The organism is Methylobacterium sp. E-066 (assembly GCF_022829635.1).
Taxonomy (GTDB): Bacteria; Pseudomonadota; Alphaproteobacteria; order Rhizobiales; family Beijerinckiaceae; genus Methylobacterium.
The window spans coordinates 116217-137026 of the sequence record NZ_JAKSYO010000115.1; the positions used below are offsets into that span (position 1 = coordinate 116217).

General features: G+C 68.1%; 23 protein-coding genes. 17 read left to right on the forward strand and 6 right to left on the reverse strand.

Annotation, left to right across the window (positions count from 1 at the left end; all coding sequences use genetic code 11):
* The 13 genes from MKL20_RS16955 (at position 1) to folK (ending at position 10025) form a co-directional block, all read left to right on the forward strand.
* Complete coding sequence (locus tag MKL20_RS16955) at positions 1–795, forward strand: formylmethanofuran dehydrogenase subunit C (RefSeq protein ID WP_244037642.1); 795 nt, start codon at positions 1–3, stop codon at positions 793–795.
* A gap of 84 nt (positions 796–879) precedes the next feature.
* Positions 880–1086, forward strand: coding sequence for a hypothetical protein (locus MKL20_RS16960; RefSeq protein ID WP_244037643.1), 207 nt, complete (start codon positions 880–882; stop codon positions 1084–1086).
* A 46-nt stretch (positions 1087–1132) separates the two neighbouring features.
* Positions 1133–2767, forward strand: a complete 1635-nt coding sequence (locus MKL20_RS16965; RefSeq protein WP_244037644.1) for a sensor histidine kinase — start codon at positions 1133–1135, stop codon at positions 2765–2767.
* On the forward strand, positions 2764–3468 hold the full coding sequence (locus tag MKL20_RS16970) for a response regulator transcription factor (protein ID WP_244037645.1): 705 nt from the start codon (positions 2764–2766) through the stop codon (positions 3466–3468). The genes MKL20_RS16965 and MKL20_RS16970 overlap by 4 nt, the downstream gene beginning before the upstream one ends.
* 221 nt (positions 3469–3689) lie before the next feature.
* Positions 3690–3779 carry a pyrroloquinoline quinone precursor peptide PqqA gene (gene pqqA, locus MKL20_RS16975; protein ID WP_007564431.1) on the forward strand — a complete coding sequence of 30 codons (90 nt, stop codon included), beginning with the start codon at positions 3690–3692 and terminating at the stop codon, positions 3777–3779.
* A gap of 49 nt (positions 3780–3828) precedes the next feature.
* Positions 3829–4728, forward strand: a complete 900-nt coding sequence (gene pqqB, locus MKL20_RS16980; protein ID WP_244037646.1) for a pyrroloquinoline quinone biosynthesis protein PqqB — start codon at positions 3829–3831, stop codon at positions 4726–4728.
* A gap of 181 nt (positions 4729–4909) precedes the next feature.
* Positions 4910–6007 carry a pyrroloquinoline-quinone synthase PqqC gene (gene pqqC, locus MKL20_RS16985; protein WP_244037647.1) on the forward strand — a complete coding sequence of 366 codons (1098 nt, stop codon included), beginning with the start codon at positions 4910–4912 and terminating at the stop codon, positions 6005–6007.
* Positions 6004–7149 (forward strand): pyrroloquinoline quinone biosynthesis protein PqqE, encoded by a 1146-nt coding sequence (gene pqqE, locus MKL20_RS16990; protein ID WP_244037648.1) that lies wholly within the window; start codon positions 6004–6006, stop codon positions 7147–7149. The genes pqqC and pqqE overlap by 4 nt, the downstream gene beginning before the upstream one ends.
* A 41-nt stretch (positions 7150–7190) precedes the next feature.
* Complete coding sequence (locus MKL20_RS16995; RefSeq protein WP_279594816.1) at positions 7191–7859, forward strand: hypothetical protein; 669 nt, start codon at positions 7191–7193, stop codon at positions 7857–7859.
* Entirely contained in the window at positions 7840–8202 is a 363-nt protein-coding gene (locus MKL20_RS17000; RefSeq protein ID WP_244037650.1) for a hypothetical protein, read from the forward strand. The genes MKL20_RS16995 and MKL20_RS17000 overlap by 20 nt, the downstream gene beginning before the upstream one ends.
* Positions 8203–8341: 139 nt before the next feature.
* The gene (folP, locus tag MKL20_RS17005) at positions 8342–9178 is read left to right on the forward strand and encodes a dihydropteroate synthase (protein ID WP_244037651.1); all 837 of its coding nucleotides are present in this window, start codon (positions 8342–8344) and stop codon (positions 9176–9178) included.
* Positions 9175–9558, forward strand: a complete 384-nt coding sequence (gene folB / locus MKL20_RS17010) for a dihydroneopterin aldolase (protein WP_244037652.1) — start codon at positions 9175–9177, stop codon at positions 9556–9558. The genes folP and folB overlap by 4 nt, the downstream gene beginning before the upstream one ends.
* Positions 9555–10025 carry a 2-amino-4-hydroxy-6-hydroxymethyldihydropteridine diphosphokinase gene (gene folK, locus MKL20_RS17015; RefSeq protein WP_244037653.1) on the forward strand — a complete coding sequence of 157 codons (471 nt, stop codon included), beginning with the start codon at positions 9555–9557 and terminating at the stop codon, positions 10023–10025. The genes folB and folK overlap by 4 nt, the downstream gene beginning before the upstream one ends.
* Positions 10026–10143: 118 nt before the next feature.
* On the opposite strand, the gene xoxJ is transcribed toward folK, so the two are convergent.
* The 6 genes from xoxJ to MKL20_RS33265 all read right to left on the reverse strand — a co-directional run bounded on the left by xoxJ (position 10144) and on the right by MKL20_RS33265 (position 16371).
* Positions 10144–10989 (reverse strand): rare earth element methanol dehydrogenase accessory protein XoxJ, encoded by an 846-nt coding sequence (gene xoxJ / locus MKL20_RS17020; RefSeq protein ID WP_244037654.1) that lies wholly within the window; start codon positions 10987–10989, stop codon positions 10144–10146.
* Positions 10989–11600: a c-type cytochrome, methanol metabolism-related gene (locus MKL20_RS17025; protein ID WP_279594806.1), complete on the reverse strand. Its 612-nt coding sequence runs from the start codon at positions 11598–11600 to the stop codon at positions 10989–10991. The genes xoxJ and MKL20_RS17025 overlap by 1 nt, the downstream gene beginning before the upstream one ends.
* Before the next feature lie 132 nt (positions 11601–11732).
* Positions 11733–13538: a lanthanide-dependent methanol dehydrogenase XoxF1 gene (gene xoxF1, locus MKL20_RS17030; RefSeq protein ID WP_243970476.1), complete on the reverse strand. Its 1806-nt coding sequence runs from the start codon at positions 13536–13538 to the stop codon at positions 11733–11735.
* Between the two features lie 792 nt (positions 13539–14330).
* Positions 14331–14618 carry a hypothetical protein gene (locus tag MKL20_RS17035; RefSeq protein WP_244037655.1) on the reverse strand — a complete coding sequence of 96 codons (288 nt, stop codon included), beginning with the start codon at positions 14616–14618 and terminating at the stop codon, positions 14331–14333.
* A 220-nt stretch (positions 14619–14838) separates the two neighbouring features.
* Complete coding sequence (rnd, locus tag MKL20_RS17040; protein ID WP_244037656.1) at positions 14839–16026, reverse strand: ribonuclease D; 1188 nt, start codon at positions 16024–16026, stop codon at positions 14839–14841.
* 75 nt (positions 16027–16101) lie between these two features.
* Positions 16102–16371 (reverse strand): hypothetical protein, encoded by a 270-nt coding sequence (locus MKL20_RS33265; protein WP_409568161.1) that lies wholly within the window; start codon positions 16369–16371, stop codon positions 16102–16104.
* Positions 16372–16648: 277 nt separating this feature from the next.
* On the opposite strand from MKL20_RS33265, the gene aspS reads away from it, so the two are divergent.
* From aspS to MKL20_RS17065, 4 genes are read left to right on the forward strand one after another with little or no spacing between them, the layout of a single operon-like run.
* The gene (gene aspS / locus MKL20_RS17050) at positions 16649–18493 is read left to right on the forward strand and encodes an aspartate--tRNA ligase (protein WP_244037657.1); all 1845 of its coding nucleotides are present in this window, start codon (positions 16649–16651) and stop codon (positions 18491–18493) included.
* Positions 18494–18515: 22 nt separating this feature from the next.
* Positions 18516–19385 (forward strand): glycosyltransferase family 2 protein, encoded by an 870-nt coding sequence (locus tag MKL20_RS17055; protein WP_244037658.1) that lies wholly within the window; start codon positions 18516–18518, stop codon positions 19383–19385.
* Positions 19385–20461, forward strand: coding sequence for an acyltransferase family protein (locus MKL20_RS17060; RefSeq protein WP_244037659.1), 1077 nt, complete (start codon positions 19385–19387; stop codon positions 20459–20461). Before MKL20_RS17055 ends, MKL20_RS17060 begins: the two co-directional genes overlap by 1 nt.
* Entirely contained in the window at positions 20458–20796 is a 339-nt protein-coding gene (locus MKL20_RS17065; RefSeq protein WP_244037660.1) for a hypothetical protein, read from the forward strand. Before MKL20_RS17060 ends, MKL20_RS17065 begins: the two co-directional genes overlap by 4 nt.
* Positions 20797–20810 lie beyond the last annotated feature (14 nt).

Genomic DNA, 20810 nt, shown 5'->3' on the forward strand with positions numbered 1-20810 from the left:
TTGAGCACCCTCACCCTGCGCGAAACGCCGCCCGAGCGGCTCGATTTCTTGAACATCAACCCGCTGGCGCTGAGCCGCCTGTCGCAGGCTGAGGCCGAGCGCCTGGAGGTCGGGACGACCCGCACCGGCGTGCGTCTCGGCGACTGCTTCTCGGTGTCGCTGGACGGCTCCGACACTCTGACCATCGCGGGCGGCCATGAGCGCCTCGACCGGGTCGGCGCTTCCCTGTCCGAGGGCGCGATCCGCGTCACCGGCGATGTCGGCCAGCGCCTCGGCGAAGGCATGGCCGGCGGCAGCCTGACCGTGACCGGCCATGCCGGCCCCTATGCCGGCGCCGGCGCCACCGGCGGCACCATCACCGTCGACGGCGATGCCGGCGACTATGCCGGCGGGGCGGTCTACGCGGCCAAGGCCGGTCTCGACGGCGCGACGCTGATCATCCGCGGGACGGCCGGCGCCCATCTCGGCGATCGGATGCGGCGCGGAATCATCCTGGCCGGGCGGGCGGGGGCCTATGCCGGCTCCCGCATGATCGCCGGCACGCTGGCGGCGCTCGCGGTGGGCGACCATCCGGGCTACGGCATGCGCCGCGGTACCCTGCTGCTCGGTTCACACGGGCGGCTTTCGCCGACCTTCGTGGAGACCGGGACGCACGACCTCGTGTTCCTGCGTCTCCTCGGCAAGACCCTGGCGGGCCTCAGTGCCGAGCATGCCGCGCTGCTCGACCGGCCGCTGCGGCGCTATTCCGGCGATCTCGCGACCATTGCCAAGGGTGAGATCTGGGTCGCGTCCTGACGCCGCCCTGGGCAGAGCGGCCGCGTGCGGCATATGCTCTGCCCAAGCCGGCCCGCACGAGGCCGGCAATCTGGGGAGACGCCCATGCTCCTGCTTCTGTCGATCTGCCTCGTCGCCCAGCCCTCGACCTGCCGCGAGGACCGGATCGAGATGTCCTACGAGGGCTTGAACCCGTTCATCTGCCTGCGCCATTCGCAGAGCGCGCTGGCGACCTGGCAGGCGTCCCATCCGGACTGGCACGTCGAACGCTGGCGCTGCGCCGCGCGCGGCAGCGTGCCGAAGGATCTGTGAGCGCGTCCCGCGATTGCGGGCGGAGGTTCTCGGCGGGGCGCAACCGATGCGCTCGCTGAAGCTTCGCTTCGCGCTGCTGCTCGGTGGCACCGCCATCGTGGTGATGCTGGCGGCCATCGCGGCGCTGGCCTCGATCGCGGCCGCCGAGCGCACCGTCGACCGCACCCTGGAGGCGCAGCGGCGCCTCGAATTGCTGGCCGAGTTGTCCGGCCGCCTGACCCAGTTCGGCTTGGCCGCGGTGGAGACCGTGGGCAATCCTGATGGGCAGCCCGAGGCCATGGCGATCGCGCGCGACAATGCCGACCGGGCCCTGGCCACGGTCGACGAGGCGCTGGCCAGGAGCTTTCCGCCGAGCGACGACCCGGCCGATCGCATGCAATACGCCGCACGCACACGCCCGATGGCGCAACTGCGCGCGGCCCGGGTCGTGCTCGACCGGCAGGTGGCCCGGATCAACCGGCAGACCGAATCCGACAAGCGCCAGGATGCGATCAAGGGGGCGCTCAACGGTTTTGGGGCGATGACCGGCCAGCCGCTGTCGTTCCTGATCGAGGCCGAGCGGCGCAGCATGGCGCTCGGGTCCGAACAGGCCCGGGCCCTGTCGGCGCGCCTGCGCGTGGCCGCGGCGGCGGCGGTGGCGGCCGCCCTGGTTCTGCTGGCCGTGCTCTATCGCGGCGTCACCCGTCCGACCCTGGCCCGGATCGAGGAGGTCCGGCGCGCGGCGAGTGCCATCGGCCACGGGGCGCTCGACACGCGCCTCTCGGTGGCGACCCGGGACGAGCTCGGCCTGCTCATGACCAACGTCAACCGCATGGCCGCGCGGCTCGCCCGCCGGGAGTCGCGGGTCGCGGCCGACCGGGCGGCGCTGGAGGATACGGTGGCGGCCCGCACCGCCGATTTGCGTGCCGCCAATGCGCGGCTCGAAGCCGTCGATCGCTCGCGCCGGCGCTTCTTCGCCGATGTCAGCCACGAGCTGCGCACGCCGCTCACCGTCATCTTGGGCGAATGCGACCTAGCGCTCCGCGGTGCCTCCCGGGGCGCCGATCCGGGGCCGGTCTTCGCCACGATCCGCAAGCGCGCGCAGCGGCTGAAACTGCGCGTCGAGGACCTGCTGCGCGTCGCCCGCTCCGAATCCGGCGAGATCGAATTCGACAAGCGTCCCCTCGGGCTCGCCTCGGTGCTGGCCGAAGCGGTCGACAACATGGCGTCCGAGGCCGCCCGCCGCCGGGTTGCCCTGAGCCTCGAGCCCGGCAGCCAGGACGTGGAATGCCTGGCCGACCGGGAGTGGATCCGCCAGACCGTCGAGAGCCTCGTGGACAACGCGCTGCGCCACGCCAAGGGCCTGAGCCGGGTCGAGGTCGCGCTGTCGGCCAAGCCAGGTGCCCTCGCCCGGATCACCGTGACCGATGACGGGCCGGGTTTCGGCGCCTCGGAGGCCGAGTTGTTCGAGCGTTTCCGGCGCGGGGCGGGGCCGAGCCCGGATGAGACCGGATTCGGCATCGGCCTCGCGCTGGCACGCTGGATCGTCGAGCAGCATGGCGGCACGATCCGCCTCGGCGCCGGTCCGGACGGGCGCGGCGCCCGGGTCAGCCTGGACATTCCGGCGCTCGATCCGGCATGGGAAACGGGCACGGCCGGGGATGCGGCCGGCGGCGCGCAGGTGAGGGAGTCGGCCGCATGACGCGGATCCTGATCGTCGAGGATGATATCGACATCCGGGGCCTGTTGGCCCGCGGCCTGGAAGCCGAGGGGTTCGAGGTCGGCACCGCGGCCTGCGTGGATGAGGCGCTGAAGGCCGCGCACGATCCGGCACCAAGTGCGGTTCTCCTCGACATCAACCTGCCCGACGGGTCAGGCCACGATGTCTGCCGGTCGCTGCGCGAGGGCGGCTTCCCGGGGGCGATCCTGTTCCTGTCCGCCCGCGACGAGATCCGCGACCGGGCCGAGGGGCTGGCGCTCGGCGCCGACGACTACATCATCAAGCCCTTCGTGTTCGACGAGTTGGTGGCGCGCCTGCGCACTCACCTGATGCGGCGCGAGCAGGCCGAGGCGCCGCGCTCGCGCATCACCGCCGGCCGGCTCCTGCTCGATCTCGACACCCGCCAGGCGAGCTGCGGCGAGGCCAGCGCGCGGCTGACTCCGCGGGAGGCCGACCTGCTCGCCATGCTGATGGAGAGCATCGGCAAGCCGGTGTCCCGGGCCGACATCTTCGACCGGCTCTGGGCCAGCCAGGGCGGCCTCTCGCTCAACGTGGTCGACGTCTATATCGGCTATCTCCGCTCCAAGATGGCCGACTTCGTCCGCTACGGCGGGCCGGGATTGGTCACTGTCCGCGGCAAGGGCTTCATGCTGGAGCTGCGCGGTCCGGACTTCCGCCAATAAACGATTGTACTTAAGTCGAACCCGGTAACGTTTCTCGGACGTATCTGGGCTTTTAGGTGGAGTCTCACGAAAAATTTGGGAGGATCCGGCAAGTTAGTGCTTGAAGACCACCGCTGAATCGCCGATATCGAAGGCGCGCCGGAAACCAGAGCGCCATCAGTGTCTTAGAGGTTTCTTAGGAACCCGTGACGCTCGGTGAGGAACCGCCAAGGAGAAACACCATGAAGTGGGCTGCCCCCGTTGTGTCCGAAATCTGCGTTGGCATGGAAGTGACGAGCTACGAGTCGGCCGAGATCGACACGTTCAACTGAGCGTCTCGCAACTAAGTTTCCAGCGGCCGGGGATCGCGGGAGCCGCACCATGCGCATCGTGATCCTCGGCTCCGCGGCCGGCGGCGGCCTCCCGCAATGGAATTGCCGCTGCTCCAACTGCACCTTGGCGCGGTCCGAGCCCGACCGTGTGCGGCCGAGGACCCAGTCCAGCATCGCGGTCTCGGCGGACGGGTCCGACTGGCTGCTGATCAACGCGTCGCCGGACATCCGGCAACAGTTCTTCGACAATCCGCAGATGCACCCCCGCGAGGGCCTGCGCCACTCGCCGATCCGGTCCGTGCTCCTGACCAACGGGGACGTCGACCACGTGGCGGGTCTGCTGACCCTGCGCGAGGGCCAGCCCTACACGCTCTACGCGACCCGCGGCATCCTCGATTCCGTCAATTCCAACCGGGTGTTCGACGTGATGGCCGAGGGTGTCGTCGCCCGGCAGGCGGTTGCCATGGACCAGCGTTTCGAACCGCTGCCCGGCCTGTCCGTCACGCTGTTTGCTGTGCCCGGCAAGGTGCCGCTCTGGCTCGAAGACGAGACGATGGAGATCGGCGCCGAGACCGAAACCACCGTGGGCGCCCTGATCGAGGCGAATGGCCGTCGCCTGGCCTACATCCCCGGCTGCGCCCGGGTGACGAACGGCCTGCGCGACCGGATCGCCGGCGTGGACGCTCTGCTGTTCGACGGCACCGTCCTGTACGACGACGACATGATCCGCGCCGGTGTCGGCACCAAAACCGGTTGGCGCATGGGCCATGTCCCGATGCGGGGCGAAAACGGTTCGATCGATGCGCTGGCCGGCACCGCCATCGGGCGTCGGGTCTTCGTCCACATCAACAACACCAACCCGGTCCTGGTCGAGGGCTCGCCCGAACGGGCCGATGTCGAGGCGGCGGGCTGGACCGTGGCGCATGACGGGCTGAGCCTGGCCCTCTGAGACATGTTCGACCGGCCGTTGGGTGCAGACCGCGCCGGCACTATATCGACTCCGAGCCCGGACATTCGCCCCGCCGGGGCCGCGTTCTGAAAGACGGTCTCCGGCTATCGGGACGAGGCTCTCAACGAGGGCGGGATCGGAGTACAGGAAACGCGACCCGAGAACGGATCCCGGAAACGCCATGAACGCAGTCTTCCCGACCCCCTCGCCAACCCCCGACGCCGCCGACAGCCAGCGCCTTCTGAGCCCGGACGAGCTCGAGGCGGCTTTGCGCGACATCGGCGCGCGCCGGTACCACATCCTGCATCCGTTCCACCGGCTCCTGCACGACGGCAAGCTTTCGAAGGACCAGGTCCGGGCCTGGGCACTCAACCGATACTATTACCAGGCGATGATCCCGGTGAAGGACGCCGCCGTGCTCGCACGGATGACCGACGCGTCCCTGCGGCGGATCTGGCGTCAGCGCATCGTCGACCATGACGGCGACCATCCGGGCGACGGCGGCATCGAGCGCTGGCTGAAACTGGCCGAAGGCGTCGGCTTCGATCGCGATTACGTGCTCTCGACCCGGGGCATCCTGTCGGCGACGAAGTTCTCCGTGGAGGCCTATGTCCATTTCGTCGCCGAGAAGAGCCTGCTGGAGGCGATCGCGTCGTCGCTGACCGAGATGTTCTCGCCGACCATCATTTCCGAGCGCGTCGCCGGGATGCTGAAGAACTACGACTTCATCACGAAGGACACGCTCGCTTATTTCGACAAGCGCTTGACCCAGGCGCCGCGCGACGCCGACTTCGCCCTCGACTATGTGAAGACGCACGCGACGACGCCCGAGCTGCAGCGCCAGGCCATGGACGCGCTGACCTTCAAGTGCAACGTGCTCTGGACGCAGCTCGACGCCCTGTACTTCGCCTATGTCGCCCCCGGGATGATCCCGCCGGATGCCTGGACACCGGGGACCGGCCTCGTCGCTGAGGCGCCGGCCCCTCAGGCGGGTGCCGGCGTGCGCAAGATGGTGGCGGACGACCGGCCGCGCCTGCCGCGCGGCGTGCGGCTGCGTCATGACGAGACCCGCGGCAAACACGTCCTGCTCGCCCCCGAGCGGACTTTCGATCTCGACGACAACGCCGTCGCGGTGCTGAAGCTCGTGGATGGCAACCGCACCGTCGCGGCGATCGCCGACGAGCTGGGCCGGACCTATGCGGCCGACCCGCGGGCCATCGAGGCCGACATCCTCGTGATGCTGGACGGCCTGGCGGAGAAACGGGTCCTGGAGCGATGAACGCACTGACGCCGAACCGGCCGGACGTGCCGGCGCCGGTGGGTCTGCTCGCGGAGCTGACCCATCGCTGCCCCCTGCGCTGTCCCTACTGCTCCAACCCGCTGGAGCTCGACCGCCGGTCCGGCGAGCTCGACACGGCGACGTGGCAGCGCGTCCTCACGGAGGCGTCGGGCCTCGGCGTCCTCCACGTCCACCTGTCGGGTGGCGAGCCGACGGCACGCAACGACATCGTCGAGATCACCAAGACCTGCGCGGATCTCGGCCTCTACTCGAACCTGATCACTTCCGGGGTCGGCGGTGCACTGGGCAAGCTCCAGGCGTTGTACGATGTCGGGCTCGACCACGTGCAGCTCTCGGTCCAGGGTGTCGACGCCCAGAACGCCGAACGGATCGGCGGTTTGAAGAATGCGCAGCCGCAGAAATTCAAATTCGCCGCCAAGGTGGTCGAACTCGGGCTGCCGCTGACGCTGAATTCCGTGATCCACCGCGGCAACATCCACGAGGTCGAGGGCTTCATCGACCTGGCCGTGAAGATGGGCGCCAAGCGCCTCGAAGTGGCGCACACGCAGTATTACGGCTGGGCCTACGTCAACCGCGCCGCCCTGATGCCCGACAAGGCGCAGGTCGATGCTTCGATCCGGATCGTCGAGGCGGCGCGCGAGCGGCTCAAGGGCCAACTCGTCATCGACCTCGTCGTGCCGGACTATTACGCGAAGTACCCGAAGGCCTGCGCCGGCGGCTGGGGCCGCAAGCTGATGAACGTCACGCCCCAGGGCAAGGTCCTGCCCTGTCACGCGGCCGAGACGATTCCAGGGCTGGAGTTCTGGCACGTCACCGAGCATTCGCTCGGCGAGATCTGGCGGGATTCGCCGGCCTTCACCGCCTATCGCGGCACCGACTGGATGCAGGAGCCCTGTCGCTCCTGTGATCGGCGCGAGAAGGATTGGGGCGGCTGCCGCTGCCAGGCCCTGGCGCTGGCCGGCGATGCCGCGGCGACCGACCCCGCGTGCTCGCTCTCGCCGCTCCACGCCAAGGTGCGGGCGCTCGCCGTCGAAGAGGCGGCCGAGACCCCGCCGGATTATGTGTACCGGACGATCGGCAGCAACGTCCGGTCGCCGTTCAAGGAGGACGTCAACTCGTGAAGCTTCTCGCCACGACAGCCGTCGCGCTGGTGCTGGCCGCGATGCCGGCGCTCGCCGAAGAGGCGCCCAAGCCCGCGGCTGCGGTCACCTCGGTCAATGCGGCGGCCCCGCCCAGTGCGGCCGACCTGCTGTTCGAGCAGCCGCACATGAAGAACGCGGGCCCCGGCTCGACGATCACTTACGATTATCTGCGCCGGTCCGGCATCGCCAAGGGACCGTTCGGACCGCCCCTGTCGGATACGGTCACGCTCACGCTGGAGCCCGGGAAGAGCCCGGAGGCCCGCGACATCCGCGTGGCCATGTTCTCCGGCCTGAACCGCGTACCGGCCGGTCCGTTCGAGGACATGAGCGGCAACCCGGTGGTCTCGCTCTTCCTGGAGAACCACCTCCGGTCGCTGGCGAAGGTGCTGGAAGCCAATCCGCGCTACCTGAAGCTCGCGATCCGCAAGGGTCTGCGCGAGGCGGCGACCGTGACGCCGACCAAGGTTTCGGTGGGCGGGCGCGAGGTCGATGGCTGGCGGGTCGAGATCCAGCCCTTCGCCAAGGACGCCATGGAACAGCGCATGCGCGGCCTGGACAAGATGATCTACACCTTCATCACCGCCCCGGAGGTACCCGGCGAGATCGTCTCCATCGAGGCGTCGTCGAAGAACGCCGAGGGCGGCGAATTGCTCGAGGAGAAGCTGAGCTATGATCAGAAAGCTGGCTGAACGCGGCGCGCTGGCCGCCCTCGCCCTCACCCTGTCGGGCTTGGCCGGCTGGGCAGCCGAGGATAACGATTATCCCACCGATGCGCGGGTCGATTACGTCTTCGGCTGCATGGCGGCCAACGGCCAGACCCGCGAGAGCATGCAGCGCTGCTCCTGCTCGCTCGACCAGCTCGCCGCGATCCTGCCCTACGACAAGTACGTTCAGGCGAGCACGGTCCTGTCCATGCGCCAGGGCATCGGCAACCGCGCGAACGAGTTCAAGTCCACCAAGATCTTCGACGACAAGGTCGCGGATCTGCGCCGCGCCCAGGCCGAAGCCGAGATCCGCTGCTATCGCGGCTGATGACCCAAAGCATGCTGCGGAACAGTGGAATTCGGTTTTCCGAAATCAGCATGCTTCGGTGATGACGGCCGGCGTTGCGCTGGCCCGTCGTTTCGATCACACCGGGTCCCGAACCGCACCCGCGAACGGGACCCGATCCGTGCCCCCCTCCCCCAGCCTGTCCGACCTGCTGCCCGGCCTCGGGGCCCGCACGCTGGTGATGGGCATCCTGAACGTCACGCCGGATTCCTTCTCGGACGGCGGCCTGTTCTCCGGCGAGGCCGAAGCCGTGTCGCGGGCTGAACGGCTGGTGGCCGAGGGTGCCGCAATCCTCGATATCGGCGGTGAATCGACCCGGCCCGGCCACGTTCCGGTGCCTGCCGAGGACGAGCAGGCCCGCGTCCTGCCGGTGATCCGGGCTCTGGCGCCCCGGCTTTCCGTGCCGATCTCGATCGACACCTACAAGGCGTCCACGGCCCGCCTCGCCCTCGAAGCCGGGGCCCGTATCGTCAACGATATCTGGGGCCTGCAGCGCGAGCCCGACATCGCCGCGGTCGCGGCCGCACATGGCGCCCCGGTGGTGATCATGCACAACCGCGAGACTATCGACGCGGAACTCGACATCGTCGCCGACATGCGGGCCTTCTTCGAGCGCTCCCTCGACATCGCCCGCCGCGCCGGCATCCCGGAGGGCGACATCGTGCTCGATCCGGGGGTGGGCTTCGGCAAGACCTGGTCGCAGCATCTGGAGGCGCTGCGGCGCCTGCCCGAGATCCGGGCTCTCGGCTTTCCGGTTCTGGTCGGCGTCTCGCGCAAGTCGCTGCTTGGGCGCCTGCACGACCGCGAGACCCGGCCCGCCGACCGGCTCTACGGGTCGCTCGCCGCCCACGCCCTGGCGGCGACGCTGGGGGCCGACATCGTGCGGGTGCATGATGTCGCTGCCCATATCGACGCCATGCGGGTGGTCGACGCCGTGATGCGGCTGGAGGCCCGATGACCAGCCAGCTGGACCGGATCGAAGTCGCACGCATCGCGGTGTTCGGGCGCCACGGTTTGCTGCCCGAGGAGGCCGTGCTCGGCCAGCGCTTCTACATCTCGCTGGAGGCGGGGCTCGATCTCGCGCCGGCCGGCCGCTCCGACGATGTCGCCCATACGGTGAGCTACGCGGACCTGACCCAGATCGCCGTCGAGATCGCCACCGAGCGCCGCTTCAACCTGATCGAGGCCCTGGCCGAGGCCATCGCCGCCACCATCCTCGATCGCTTCGCGCCCGTGGAAACGATCACGGTGCGGATCGACAAGCCGAGCGCGCCGGTTCCGGCGATCCTCGACGGGGTCAGCGTCGCGATCACGCGTCGGCGGGAACAGCGCGCGTGAGGGCCTATCTCGGGATCGGCAGCAATATCGGCGACATGGCCGCGATGCTCGACCGCGCGGTCGCGGGGCTTGCCGCGACGCCCGGTATCACCTTCGTCGCCCGGTCGGCGGACTATCGCACGCCGCCCTGGGGCAAGACCGACCAGCCCTGGTTCCTCAACGGCGCGGTCGCCGTGGATACGGATCTTGATCCGCACGGGCTGCTCGATGCGTGCCTGTCCGTCGAGCACACGCTCGGGCGGATCCGCGAGGAGCGCTGGGGTCCTCGGGTGATCGATATCGACGTGCTGGCTTACGAGGGCGCGATGGTCGACGACGCGCGACTGGTGCTTCCGCACCGCCACGTGCGGGAGCGCGCCTTCGTGCTGGTGCCCTTGGCCGAGATCGCACCGGACCTCGTCATCGGCGGCGAGCGCGTGGCCGACGCCCTGGCGAAGCTCGACCAAGCCGGCATCGAGCGGATCTAGAAAGTCCTGGTTTCAAAAGGTCTTCGACCTTTTGCGGGTCCAGGGCGGAGCCCTGGTCTCTCGGGGGCTCCGCCTCCGAACCCCGCCAAAGGGCTGAGCCCTTTGGGAACCCGTTTCTTCAGCGTTCGCTGGGTTCGGTGAGCTTGTTCTCCTCGTCGTCGAGGAGGGGCACGTCGTAGTCGCGCAGCACCGTGTCGATATCGGCCTTCCGCTTGCGCAGCACCGTATTGAGCGACCGCTTCCAATCGTTCTCGCCCAGCCGCACGCCCATGGCGATCCGGTAGGCCATCGGCGGACGCGCCGGCTCCTTGAGCAGGGGAACGACCGTCATCGGCGCCCCCGATTGCTTCGCGAGCCAGCCGGCGGCGGGTCCCCACAGCACGGCCGCGTCGATCGCCTTGGCGGCGAGCGCCCCGATGATCTCGGCGCCCACCGTCTGGAACTTGCGCGACGGGTCGAGTTGGTAGGGCGCATACGCCTTCATGGTCGAGACCAAGCCGAGATCGCCCATCCGGTTCACGGGCGGCGTGCCGGCGATGACCCCGATGGCCTTGCCCTTGAGCCGGGGGTCGTCGAGGGCGGTGATGCCATCGAGTTCACCCGCGCGGGTGACCAGCGTGTAGGACGAGCGGTAATAGGGGTTGGTGGTCTGGACAAGGTCGCTACCGAAGGCCTGACCGATGATCAGGTCGCATAGGCCCGTGCCGAGCGTGTTGCGCACGAAGCCCGGCCCTTGGGTCAGCCAGTAATAGCGGAGCTTGACCTTCAGCTCGTCGGCGATGATCGCCGCGATCTTGTTTTCGAAGCCGTCATCCTTGCGCTCGGAGAACGGCATGTTGCCGGGATCGCCGCAGACCCGCAGGACATCGGTGGTCACCGTGTCCGGCAGGTGCTGCGCGGCAGCCCCCTGCGCCACCGTCATCGACAGGGCGCAGAGGGCGAACGTCCGGAGCAAGGGCGCCATCAGCTGCCCATGCACTCCTTCTCGGCCTTCCGGGCAGTCTCGGGCTTGTCCTCGTGCTCGGAGGGACGGACGCGACCGACCGCGCCGTCGGCGCGTGCCTTGAGGTAGGTGTAGAGGTCGTCCGAATAGCACATGACGTTCTTGTTATCGCCGAACGCCGGCATGACCTTCTGCTCGGAGGCGCTCACGTCCTGCTTGCCGCCCACCAGGATGCCGATGAACTCCTCGTACGAGAGGTGCTTCAGCGAATCCTTCAGGGCCGGCGCATAGGTCGAGCCCATGCCGTCGGGACCGTGGCAGACGTGGCACTCGGCATGATAGCGGCGGTAACCCGAGTAGGTGTACCAGTCGAGCTTCTTGCCATCGTCGGTGATGTGGTACGTCGGGTGGCCATCGGCATCGACATACTTGCCGTCCTCGACCTTAACGGCAGCGTTCTTCTTGAGCAGCGCGGGGTCCTGCTCGGCGGTCTTGTCGTTCGCGTTGAGCGAATTGGCGAGCGCCGGATCGGCAGGCTTGGCATCCTCAGCATGTACGGCAACCGCGGACACGGTCGCTAGGGCGAGGGCGGCCAAGAACGGCCGCGTGACGATGTTGCTGAGGTTGTGCAACGCGTAGTCTCCCTGGAGCGAGGCCCTTCGTCTCGCATCGAGCCGTAGCCTCTTACGACAAATTCTAATCATAACGATGCCGGCGCGGAAACCCGCGCCGGCACCATTTCGACACCTAAACCCTGCGGCCGATTAGTTCGGCAGAGCGAAGACGGTCAGCTGACCGCCGAGGTTGGTGTACTGCGAGAGGGCTGCGTAGCCGCCCACCGCGCCGAGACCGGCGTTCGGGTCGGTCAGGCCGGCCGCGAGGCCGATGCCGGCCCAGCCGCCGACGCCCGACAGGACGCCCACGTACTGCTTGCCCTTGAGCTGGTAGGTCATCACGTTGCCGATGATGCCCGACGGCGTCTTGAACTTGAACAGCTCCTTGCCGGTCTTGTCGTCGACGGCCTTCAGGTAACCTTCGAGGGTTCCGTAGAACACCACGTCACCGGCGGTGGCGAGAGCACCGGACCACACCGAGAACTGCTCGGCATTGGACCACTTGATCTTACCGTTGACGCCGTCCCAGGCGATGAAGTTACCCATGCCGCCGTGCGAGTTCGGGGCCGGGTACATCGAGAGGGTCGCACCGACGTAGGGCTGGCCCGGGGTGTAGGTCACCCGGAACGGCTCGTAGTCCATGCAGACGTGGTTGGTGGGCACGTAGAACAGGTTGGTCTTCGGCGAGAAGGCAGCAGGCTGCTGATCCTTGGTGCCGAGGGCCGCCGGGCAGATACCCTTGGAGTTGGTGTCCTCACCGTTCTGCTCGGTCGAGAACTTCGACACGACCAGCGGCCGACCGAAGTTCTTCGAACCCTTGTCCATATCGACCTTGGACGCCCAGTTGACGGCCGGATCGAACTTCTCGGCGACGAGGAGGGAGCCGTCGGCGCGGTTCAGCGTATAGCCGAAGCCGTTACGGTCGAAGTGGGTCAGGAGCGGCTGCTCCTTGCCGTCAACCTTCTGATCCGTGAGGATCATCTCGTTGATGCCGTCGTAGTCCCACTCGTCGTGCGGGGTCATCTGGTAGACCCACTTGGCGACGCCGGTATCCGGGTTACGCGCCCAGATGGTCATCGACCACTTGTTGTCGCCCGGACGCTGCTTGGGGTTCCAGGTCGAGGGGTTGCCCGAGCCGTAATACATCAGGTCGAGCTTGGGATCGTACGAGAACCAGCCCCAGGTGCAGCCGCCGCCGGTCTTCCACTGATCGCCTTCCCAGGTCTTCAGCGAAGAATCCTTGCCGACCGGCTTGCCTAGCGAGGTGGTCTTCTCCGGGTCGACCAGCATCTGGTCGTCCGGGCCGACCGAGTAGCCGCGCCACACCTTCTTGCCGGTCTTCAGGTCGTAGGCGGTGACGTGGCACTGCACGCCGAACTCGCCGCCGGAGATGCCGACGATGACCTTGTCCTTCACGGGCAGAACCGTGGCGGTGTTGGTCTCGCCCTTCTTCGGGTCGCCGTTGACGACCGACCAGTTCACCTTGCCGGTCTTGGCGTCGAGCGACACGAGGGTGGTGTCGGCCTGGTGCAGCAGGATGGTGCCGTCGGCATAGGCGAGGCCGCGGTTGACCGTGTCACAGCACATGACCGGGATCACGGACGGATCCTGCTTCGGCTCGTACTTCCAGACGATCTTCGCCTCGTGGTCGAGGTCGAGGGCGTACACGATGTTCGGGAACGGCGTGTGGACGTACATCATGTTGCCGATCACGAGCGGCGAGCCCTCGTGGCCGCGCAGCACGCCGGTCGAGAAGGTCCAGGCGACCTGGAGGTTCTTCACGTTCGCCGAGGTGATCTGATCGAGCTTCGAATACCGAGTGTTGCCGTAGTCGACCGTCTGAAGCGCTTGTTCCGCCGGGTTGGCGATGCTCTTCAGAACGCTTTCGTTGGCCAGTGCCGGCGCGGCGGCGACCGCGACACCTGCGCCAAGCGCGAGGAGATGTACCGCTCTCATGGGTTCCTCCGACAAGTCTTTAAGAGTCGTTCAGACGCACTGAGAGAGTGGCGTCGCTCGGACCCCGACCTGACTGTTTGCGACAGGGATGGACGCTTCGGTAGCGGGCGTCGCGGACTTGAGGAGATCAAAAGATTCCGTAGCCAGGAGCCGCCATCCCTGAGGCGGCCCCCTCGAAACCGAAGCTTGAACGGACCTTAAGAGATTTTTGAGCGCCGTCAACTCGCAGTTCTCGGGTCCTGACCACACGGTGAAAGCTTCTTTTCGCGTGACAGAGCGGCCTAAAATGTCATTGCGTCGCAAAGAAAAAATGCTGCGCTGCACAAACGTGGCAGGAGCTGTTTCTCGAATGCTCACGCGGCCGTGACTGTTGTCATGCAAGACTTGCACGGTCGCCGCGGATAAGTCGTTTGATTATGATCATGCCGCGGGGGTTGCTTCGCCGCTGTGCGGATCGGCCGCCCAGCCCAGCGCCCGCTCGATTGCGCTGCGAAACGGCGCGCGCAGTCAGAAAAGCGGAGCTCTTTGCAGTTAAGTCTTGTGCGCCCTCTCGCCGCACGGCTCGTGAACAGCCCCGGAGACGCGCGATTGGAAGCGTTCTCGCGTGTCCGTGATTATGGAATCGTTCTGGATCGCACAGCCGGTCCGGTGGGCTTTGGAGCTTAGAGCGGGCCGGGACCGTATTCTCAAACTGAGCGGGCTTGGCCGCCGCGGGGCTTGCGTTGCGCCGGAGGCGCAGCCGGCGAGAAGCCCGGCCGCGATGCGACTGCCGGTACCAAGCCGGAGGAACGCTCACAGCGCTCCGATATCACCCGTACTCTCGAATTCGGCGGTGTCGCCGACCAGATCCGTCAGAGAGATATCGAGTCGGCGGCCGGTCTTCAGCCGGAGTTGTGCATCCGGTTCCAGCCAGATCGGCCGCAAGCCGGCATGGCTGCCGTGGAGATCGCCGTAGGCATGGAGCCCGCCCTCCCGGCGCTCGACCACGACCCGGTAGCGCACCCGCACGGTTCCGCAGCCTTCGGCCGAGACGAGGCCGCGTCCGGTCAGAGTCGTGAGGATCTCGTTCGGCTCGAACATACGCGGGACGCGGCGGCAGGATTAAGTGGCAAAGACCATTGCCACTTAATCCTGCCGCCGGAACGTGTCACGTCCTCGTAACCGTACCGGCGCGCAAATCGGATTCCGCACGGGATCATTGGGCGGAACATGTGCCGTCGATGGACGGCGCCGCATCGCTTGCGACGGAACCAGAAGGATTGAACCGCGTGATCCGGATCCATCCGGTTCGGGCAGGCTCCTATTGCACGGCGGCCGGCCTATCCTCCGGCGGCGTCGGCTCCAGGTCACGGACGACGATCCGTCCGCTCTCCACCGAGAGTGCCAAGCGTCCCTGCTTCAGGGCGAGCGCCTTGTCGCCGAACAGGCTCCGGCGCCAGCCCTGCAGCGCCGGGACCTCGGCGGTGTCGTCATCCGCGATCGCTTCGAGGTCATCGACCGTGGCAATGATCTTGGGCGCGACCGCCTCGGATTCGCAGACCGCCTTGAGCAGCACCTTCAGCAATTCCACGATGGCGCCGTTGCCACCGCTCCGGCGCATCCGCTCGGGCATCCGGATATCGGTGGTGTCCCGGGTCAGGCCGCGCTCCACCGCCGCCAGGATGTCGGCGCCCGTGCGCGACCGCTCGAACCCGGCGGGGATCGTGCGCAGCCGGCCCAGAGCCTCTGCGTTGCGCGGCGCCGCCGAGGCGACGTCGATCACCGCCTCGTCCTTCAGCACCCGCCCGCGCGGGACGTTGCGGGTCTGCGCCTCGCTCTCGCGCCAGGCGGCCACCTCCATCAGCACGGCGATCTCCCGGGGCTTGCGCATCCGGCCGGACAGACGCCGCCAGGCCTGCGCGGGATCGGCCCGGTAGGTCTCCGGCGAGGTGAGCACCGCCATCTCCTCGTCGAGCCAGGCGCCGCGATCCGTGCGCAGCAGCTCGGCGACGAGGACCTCGTAGACCTTCACCAGATGCGTGACATCCGACAGGGCGTAGCTGAGCTGGGCCTCCGAGAGCGGACGGCGCGACCAGTCGGTGAAGCGCGAGGACTTGTCGATCTTGGCCTTGGCCACGTCGTTGACGAGCTGCTCGTACGACACGGAGTCACCGTAGCCGCAAACCATGGCGGCGACCTGGGTGTCGAAGAAGGGCTGCGGCAGGATCCCACCCATCAGCCAGATGATCTCGAGATCCTGGCGGGCCGAGTGGAACACCTTCACGGTCCGCTCGTCGGCCATCAGGTCGATGAACGGCTGCAGGTCGATCCCGGCTGCCAGGGGATCGACCAAGACACCGGTGCCGTCCGGCGCCGCGATCTGGATCAGGCACAGTTTCGGATAATACGTCGTCTCGCGCATGAACTCCGTGTCGACGGTCACGAAGGGTTGCTCGGCGAGGCGGGCGCAGATGTCGTGCAGCGCGGCGGTGGTCGTGATCAGGTCCATGAATCCGGCTATACGCAACCGCCGCCGTCATGGGGAGCCGCCCGCGCGAAGGTCCCCATGTTTCACATGGTTGTTTCACATTGTCTGCGTCGCCGCGGCGCTTGGTCGAGTCGCGCGCCGGCGTGCGTGGGTCTGGCGGCGGATGCGTAGGGCGTCTGCCCGGCGCTGGGCCTCGGCACGCGCGAGCAGCCGGTCGAGGATGCCGGCCTCGATGCGCTCGCCCGTGGCTCCGTCGGTGAGACGGCGGATCCGGTCGACCCGGAAGCCGCGATAGCCGCCCCGGCGGGCGTCGATGCCGCCCAGAAGCGTCCGGCCGGGCCCGAGCTTCAGTTCGCGCGCCGCCAAGGAGCGGTTGCTCCAGGCCCCGTTGGCATCCTCGTAGACTAGATCGAAACGGCCATCCAGGGGTAGCGTGCGCCAAGCGCTGGGCGGGCTTTCGACGGGCCGGGCGGGACGGCCCGGGGAAACGGAAAAAGCGTTGTGGCTCATGGACATCATATGGGGATTGGCCGTCCGTTCCAGTAGATCCGCGGCCCGATCCGCCACCGGATTCCGGCCGCCCATGCTTGACTTGGGGGGCCTCGCGTGAATGGTGCCGGCCTTCCCAGAGAAGAAGCCCGTCATGCACCGTTACCGTTCCCACACCTGCGGGGCGCTCCGCCCGTCCGATGTCGGACAGACCGTCCGGCTCTCCGGCTGGTGCCACCGCATCCGCGACCATGGCGGCGTGTTGTTCATCGACCTGCGGGACCATTACGGGCTGACCCAGTGCGTGGTCGATTCCGACTCGCCAGCCTTTAAGGCGGCCGAGGTCGCGCGCTCGGAATGGGTGGTGCGGATCGACGGCCGCGTGCGCACCCGGCCCGCCGGCACCGAGAACGCCGAGCTGCCGACCGGGGCGGTCGAGGTCTATATCGATGACCTCGAAGTGCTCGGCCCGGCGGGTGAATTGCCGCTGCCGGTCTTCGGCGACCTGGAATATCCGGAGGAGACGCGGCTGCGCTACCGCTTCCTCGACCTGCGCCGGGACAAGCTCCACGCCAACATCATGAAGCGCGGGGCGATCATCGACGCGCTCCGCCGCCGGATGCGCGACGGCGGTTTCTTTGAATTCCAGACCCCGATCCTGACCGCGTCCTCGCCGGAAGGCGCGCGCGATTACCTGGTGCCGTCCCGGGTCCATCCCGGAAAGTTCTACGCCCTCCCGCAGGCGCCGCAGCAGTTCAAGCAGCTGACGATGATCGCCGGCTTCGACCGCTACTTCCAGATCGCCCCCTGCTTCCGCGACGAGGACGCCCGGGCCGACCGCTCGCCCGGCGAGTTCTACCAGCTCGATATCGAGATGAGCTTCGTCACTCAGGAAGACGTGTTCCAGGCGGTGGAGCCGGTCCTGCGCGGGGTGTTCGAAGAGTTCGCCGAGGGCAAGCGCGTCACCAAGGACTTCCCGCGCATCACCTTCGCGGATTCGATGCTGAAATACGGCGTCGACAAGCCGGATCTTCGCAATCCCCTCATCATCGCCGACGTCACCGACGAGTTCGCCCGGGACGACGTGGCGTTCAAGGCGTTCAAGGGTGTGATCGCGTCCGGCGGCGTGGTCCGGGCGATCCCGGCGACGGGGGCGGCCGCGCAGTCGCGCTCGTTCTTCGACAAGCTCAACGATTGGGCCCGCTCCGAGGGCGCGCCGGGGCTCGGCTACGTGGTGTTCGAGGACGACGGCGGCCAGCTCACCGGCAAGGGGCCGATCGCCAAGTTCATCCCGGCCGAGGTCCAGGCCCTGATCGCCCAAAAGACCGGCGCGAAGGCCGGCGACGCGGTGTTCTTCTCGGCAGGGACCGAGGCCAAGGCGGCGGCGCTCGCCGGCAAGGCCCGCATCCGCATCGGGGACGAGCTGGGCCTGTGCGACAAGGACCAGTACGCGTTCTGCTGGATCACCGACTTCCCGATGTACGAGTGGAGCGAGGAGGAGAAGCGGATCGACTTCTCCCACAACCCGTTCTCGATGCCGAACATCGACCGCGAGGACTTTTTGGCACTCGACCTCGATGCCCTGGCCACAGAGGGCCAGGACGGCGAAGTCACAAAAAGAATCTTGGGTATCAAGGCGTTCCAGTATGACATCGTCTGCAACGGCATCGAGCTGTCCTCCGGCGCGATCCGGAACCATCGCCCCGACGTGATGGAGAAGGCCTTCGCCATCGCGGGCTACGGCCGCGAGGTGCTGGAGCAGAAGTTCGGCGGCATGCTGAACGCCCTGCGCATGGGCGCCCCGCCGCACGGTGGCATCGCCCCGGGAGTCGACCGCATCGTCATGCTCCTGTGCAACGAGCCGAACATCCGCGAGGTGGTGCTGTTCCCGATGAACCAGCGCGCCGAGGACCTGATGATGGGCGCCCCCTCCGAGGCGACGCCCAAGCAGCTGCGCGAGCTGCATATCCGCCTGAACCTGCCGGAGAAGAAGGCGTAAGGTCCGGACGGGCCGATCCGCGATGGTCGGCCTCGTCGCGGTCGTCGTCTCTCATGACAGCGCCGACGTGCTGCCGGCCTGCCTCGCGGCCCTGGCCGGCCAGCACGTCCCGGCGATCGTGATCGATAACGCGAGCCGCGACGCCTCCGTGGCGGTCGCCGAGGCAGCGGGCGCGCGGGTGATCCGCAACGCCCGCAACCAGGGCTACGGCCGCGCCAACAACATCGGTGTGGCGGCGGCCGAGACGGCGGATCGGGTCCTGATCGTCAACCCGGACGTGGTCCTGCGCCCCGGGTCGGTCGACGCCCTGCTGGACGCCGCCCGGGCCTGGCCGGATGCAGGCCTCTTCGCGCCGCGGCTGGTCGAGCCGGACGGGCGCTTCTTCTACCAGGCACGCTCGCTGCTCGCGCCGTATCTCGCCAATCCGGGCGGCCGCCTGTCGCTGCCCGGGGGCGATGCCTGCGCACCGTTCCTGTCCGGGGCCTGCCTGATGATCGAGCGCGCCCTGTTCCTCGACCTCGGCGGCTTCGACGAAAACATCTTCCTGTTCTACGAGGACGACGACCTGTGCCGGCGGGTCGCCGATGCCGGGCGCGCCCTCGTCCATGTCCACGCTGCGGAGGCGCTGCACGGACGCGGCCGTTCCTCGGCGTCGGAGCCGGGGCGCGTGTTCCGGTCGCGCTGGCACCAGGCCTGGTCGCGGGCCTATGTCAGCCGCAAATACGGCCTGCCGGATCCGAGCGTGTCCCACCTCATGACCAACCTGCCGAAGGCCGCGCTCTCGGCCCTGGTCCTGCGCCGGTCGGGTCTCGAGCGCTACGGCGGCTCCGCTTCCGGCGCCCTCGCCTTCCTGCGCGGGCAGGACGCCCTGGCGCGCGAAGGCCTGCGCTGATGGCCGGACCCACGATCGCCGCCGCCCTTGAGCGCGGCCGCAACGGGTTCACCGGCCTGCGCCTGGCTTTGGCCCTGGCGGTGGTCGTCTCGCACGCCTTCAGCGTCGCCACCGGCGCCGCCGGCGACGAGCCGCTGGCCCGGCTCACCGGCTACACGCTGGGCGAGCACGCGGTGAACGGCTTCTTCGCGGTCTCCGGCTTCCTGGTCACCATGAGCTGCGACCGGCGCGGGATCCGCGACTACGCCCTCGCCCGGACCTTGCGGATCCTCCCCGGCTTCGTCGCGGCGACCCTGGTGGTTTCCCTGCTCCTCGGGCCCGCGATGTCGCGCCTGCCGCTGGCCGAATACCTGCGCGATCCCGGCCTCTGGTCGTTCGTGCGCGGCACCCTGACGACCTTCAAGAGCAACGCCGCCCTGCCCGGTGTCTTCGAGGCCAACCCGTATCGGGCGCCGCTCGGCACGATCTGGACCCTGAAATACGAGGTTTTTTGCTACCTCGGCGTGATGGTCGCCGCCCTCTGCGGCCTCCTTCGGCGGCGGATCCCGGCGCTCCTGATCGTTGCAGGGCTCGCCGTCGCCCTGACGGCCGCCATAGCTTTGCGTGGCACCGAGTTGCCAAAGGGGCTGGAGACGGCGTTGCGGCTGCCGCTGATCTTTTCGGCCGGGGCGTGCCTGTATCTCTGGCGTGACCGCCTGCGGGTTTCGGCAGCCGCCCTCGCCTGCCTGACTGTGTCAGCCGTCGTCCTCGCCCGGACGCCGGCCTACCCAACCCTGCTGTTCCTGGCCGAAGCCTACGGCTCCGTGTGGCTGGCGCTCGGGCCGATGGCGCGCAGCCTGTTCGATCCCAAGGCCGACCTGTCCTACGGAATCTATCTCTACGGCTGGCCGATCCAGCAGAGCCTGCACGCCCTGTGCCCTGACCCGTCCGGCCTCGCTCTGCTCGCTCCTGCTCTCGCGCTGACGCTGCCGGTGGCGGCCCTGTCCTGGTACGTGATCGAGCGGCCGGCGCTGGCGCTGAAGGCGCGAGCGCTTGGCCGGCGCAGCCTCGGCACGATCGAGCCTGCGGGACCATGAGCACCCTGCCCCCATCGGCCGCTCTGGCTCTAGCCGCGCGGCTTCTGGAGGCCGAGGGCTTCGCCATCGTCGCCCGGAACGAACGCGGCGACAGCCTCTATTTCGCAAGCCAGGGCGAGCGCGCCACGCTCCGCCTCTCGAACCATGCGCGACGCCCAAGGCAGCGTCGAACCCATCCCGAGGTCGCCACCAGCCTCGTCATTCGGGAAGCGCGAAGCGCCGCGCAGATCGAGGCCCTGATCGCGGCAGCCAAGCGGAATTATTTATCGGCGATCGCGGCGAGACACGTGGTGGTGACTGGCGATGTCCCTGCGGAGCACGACACCGAACAATAGGATTTAATTGACAA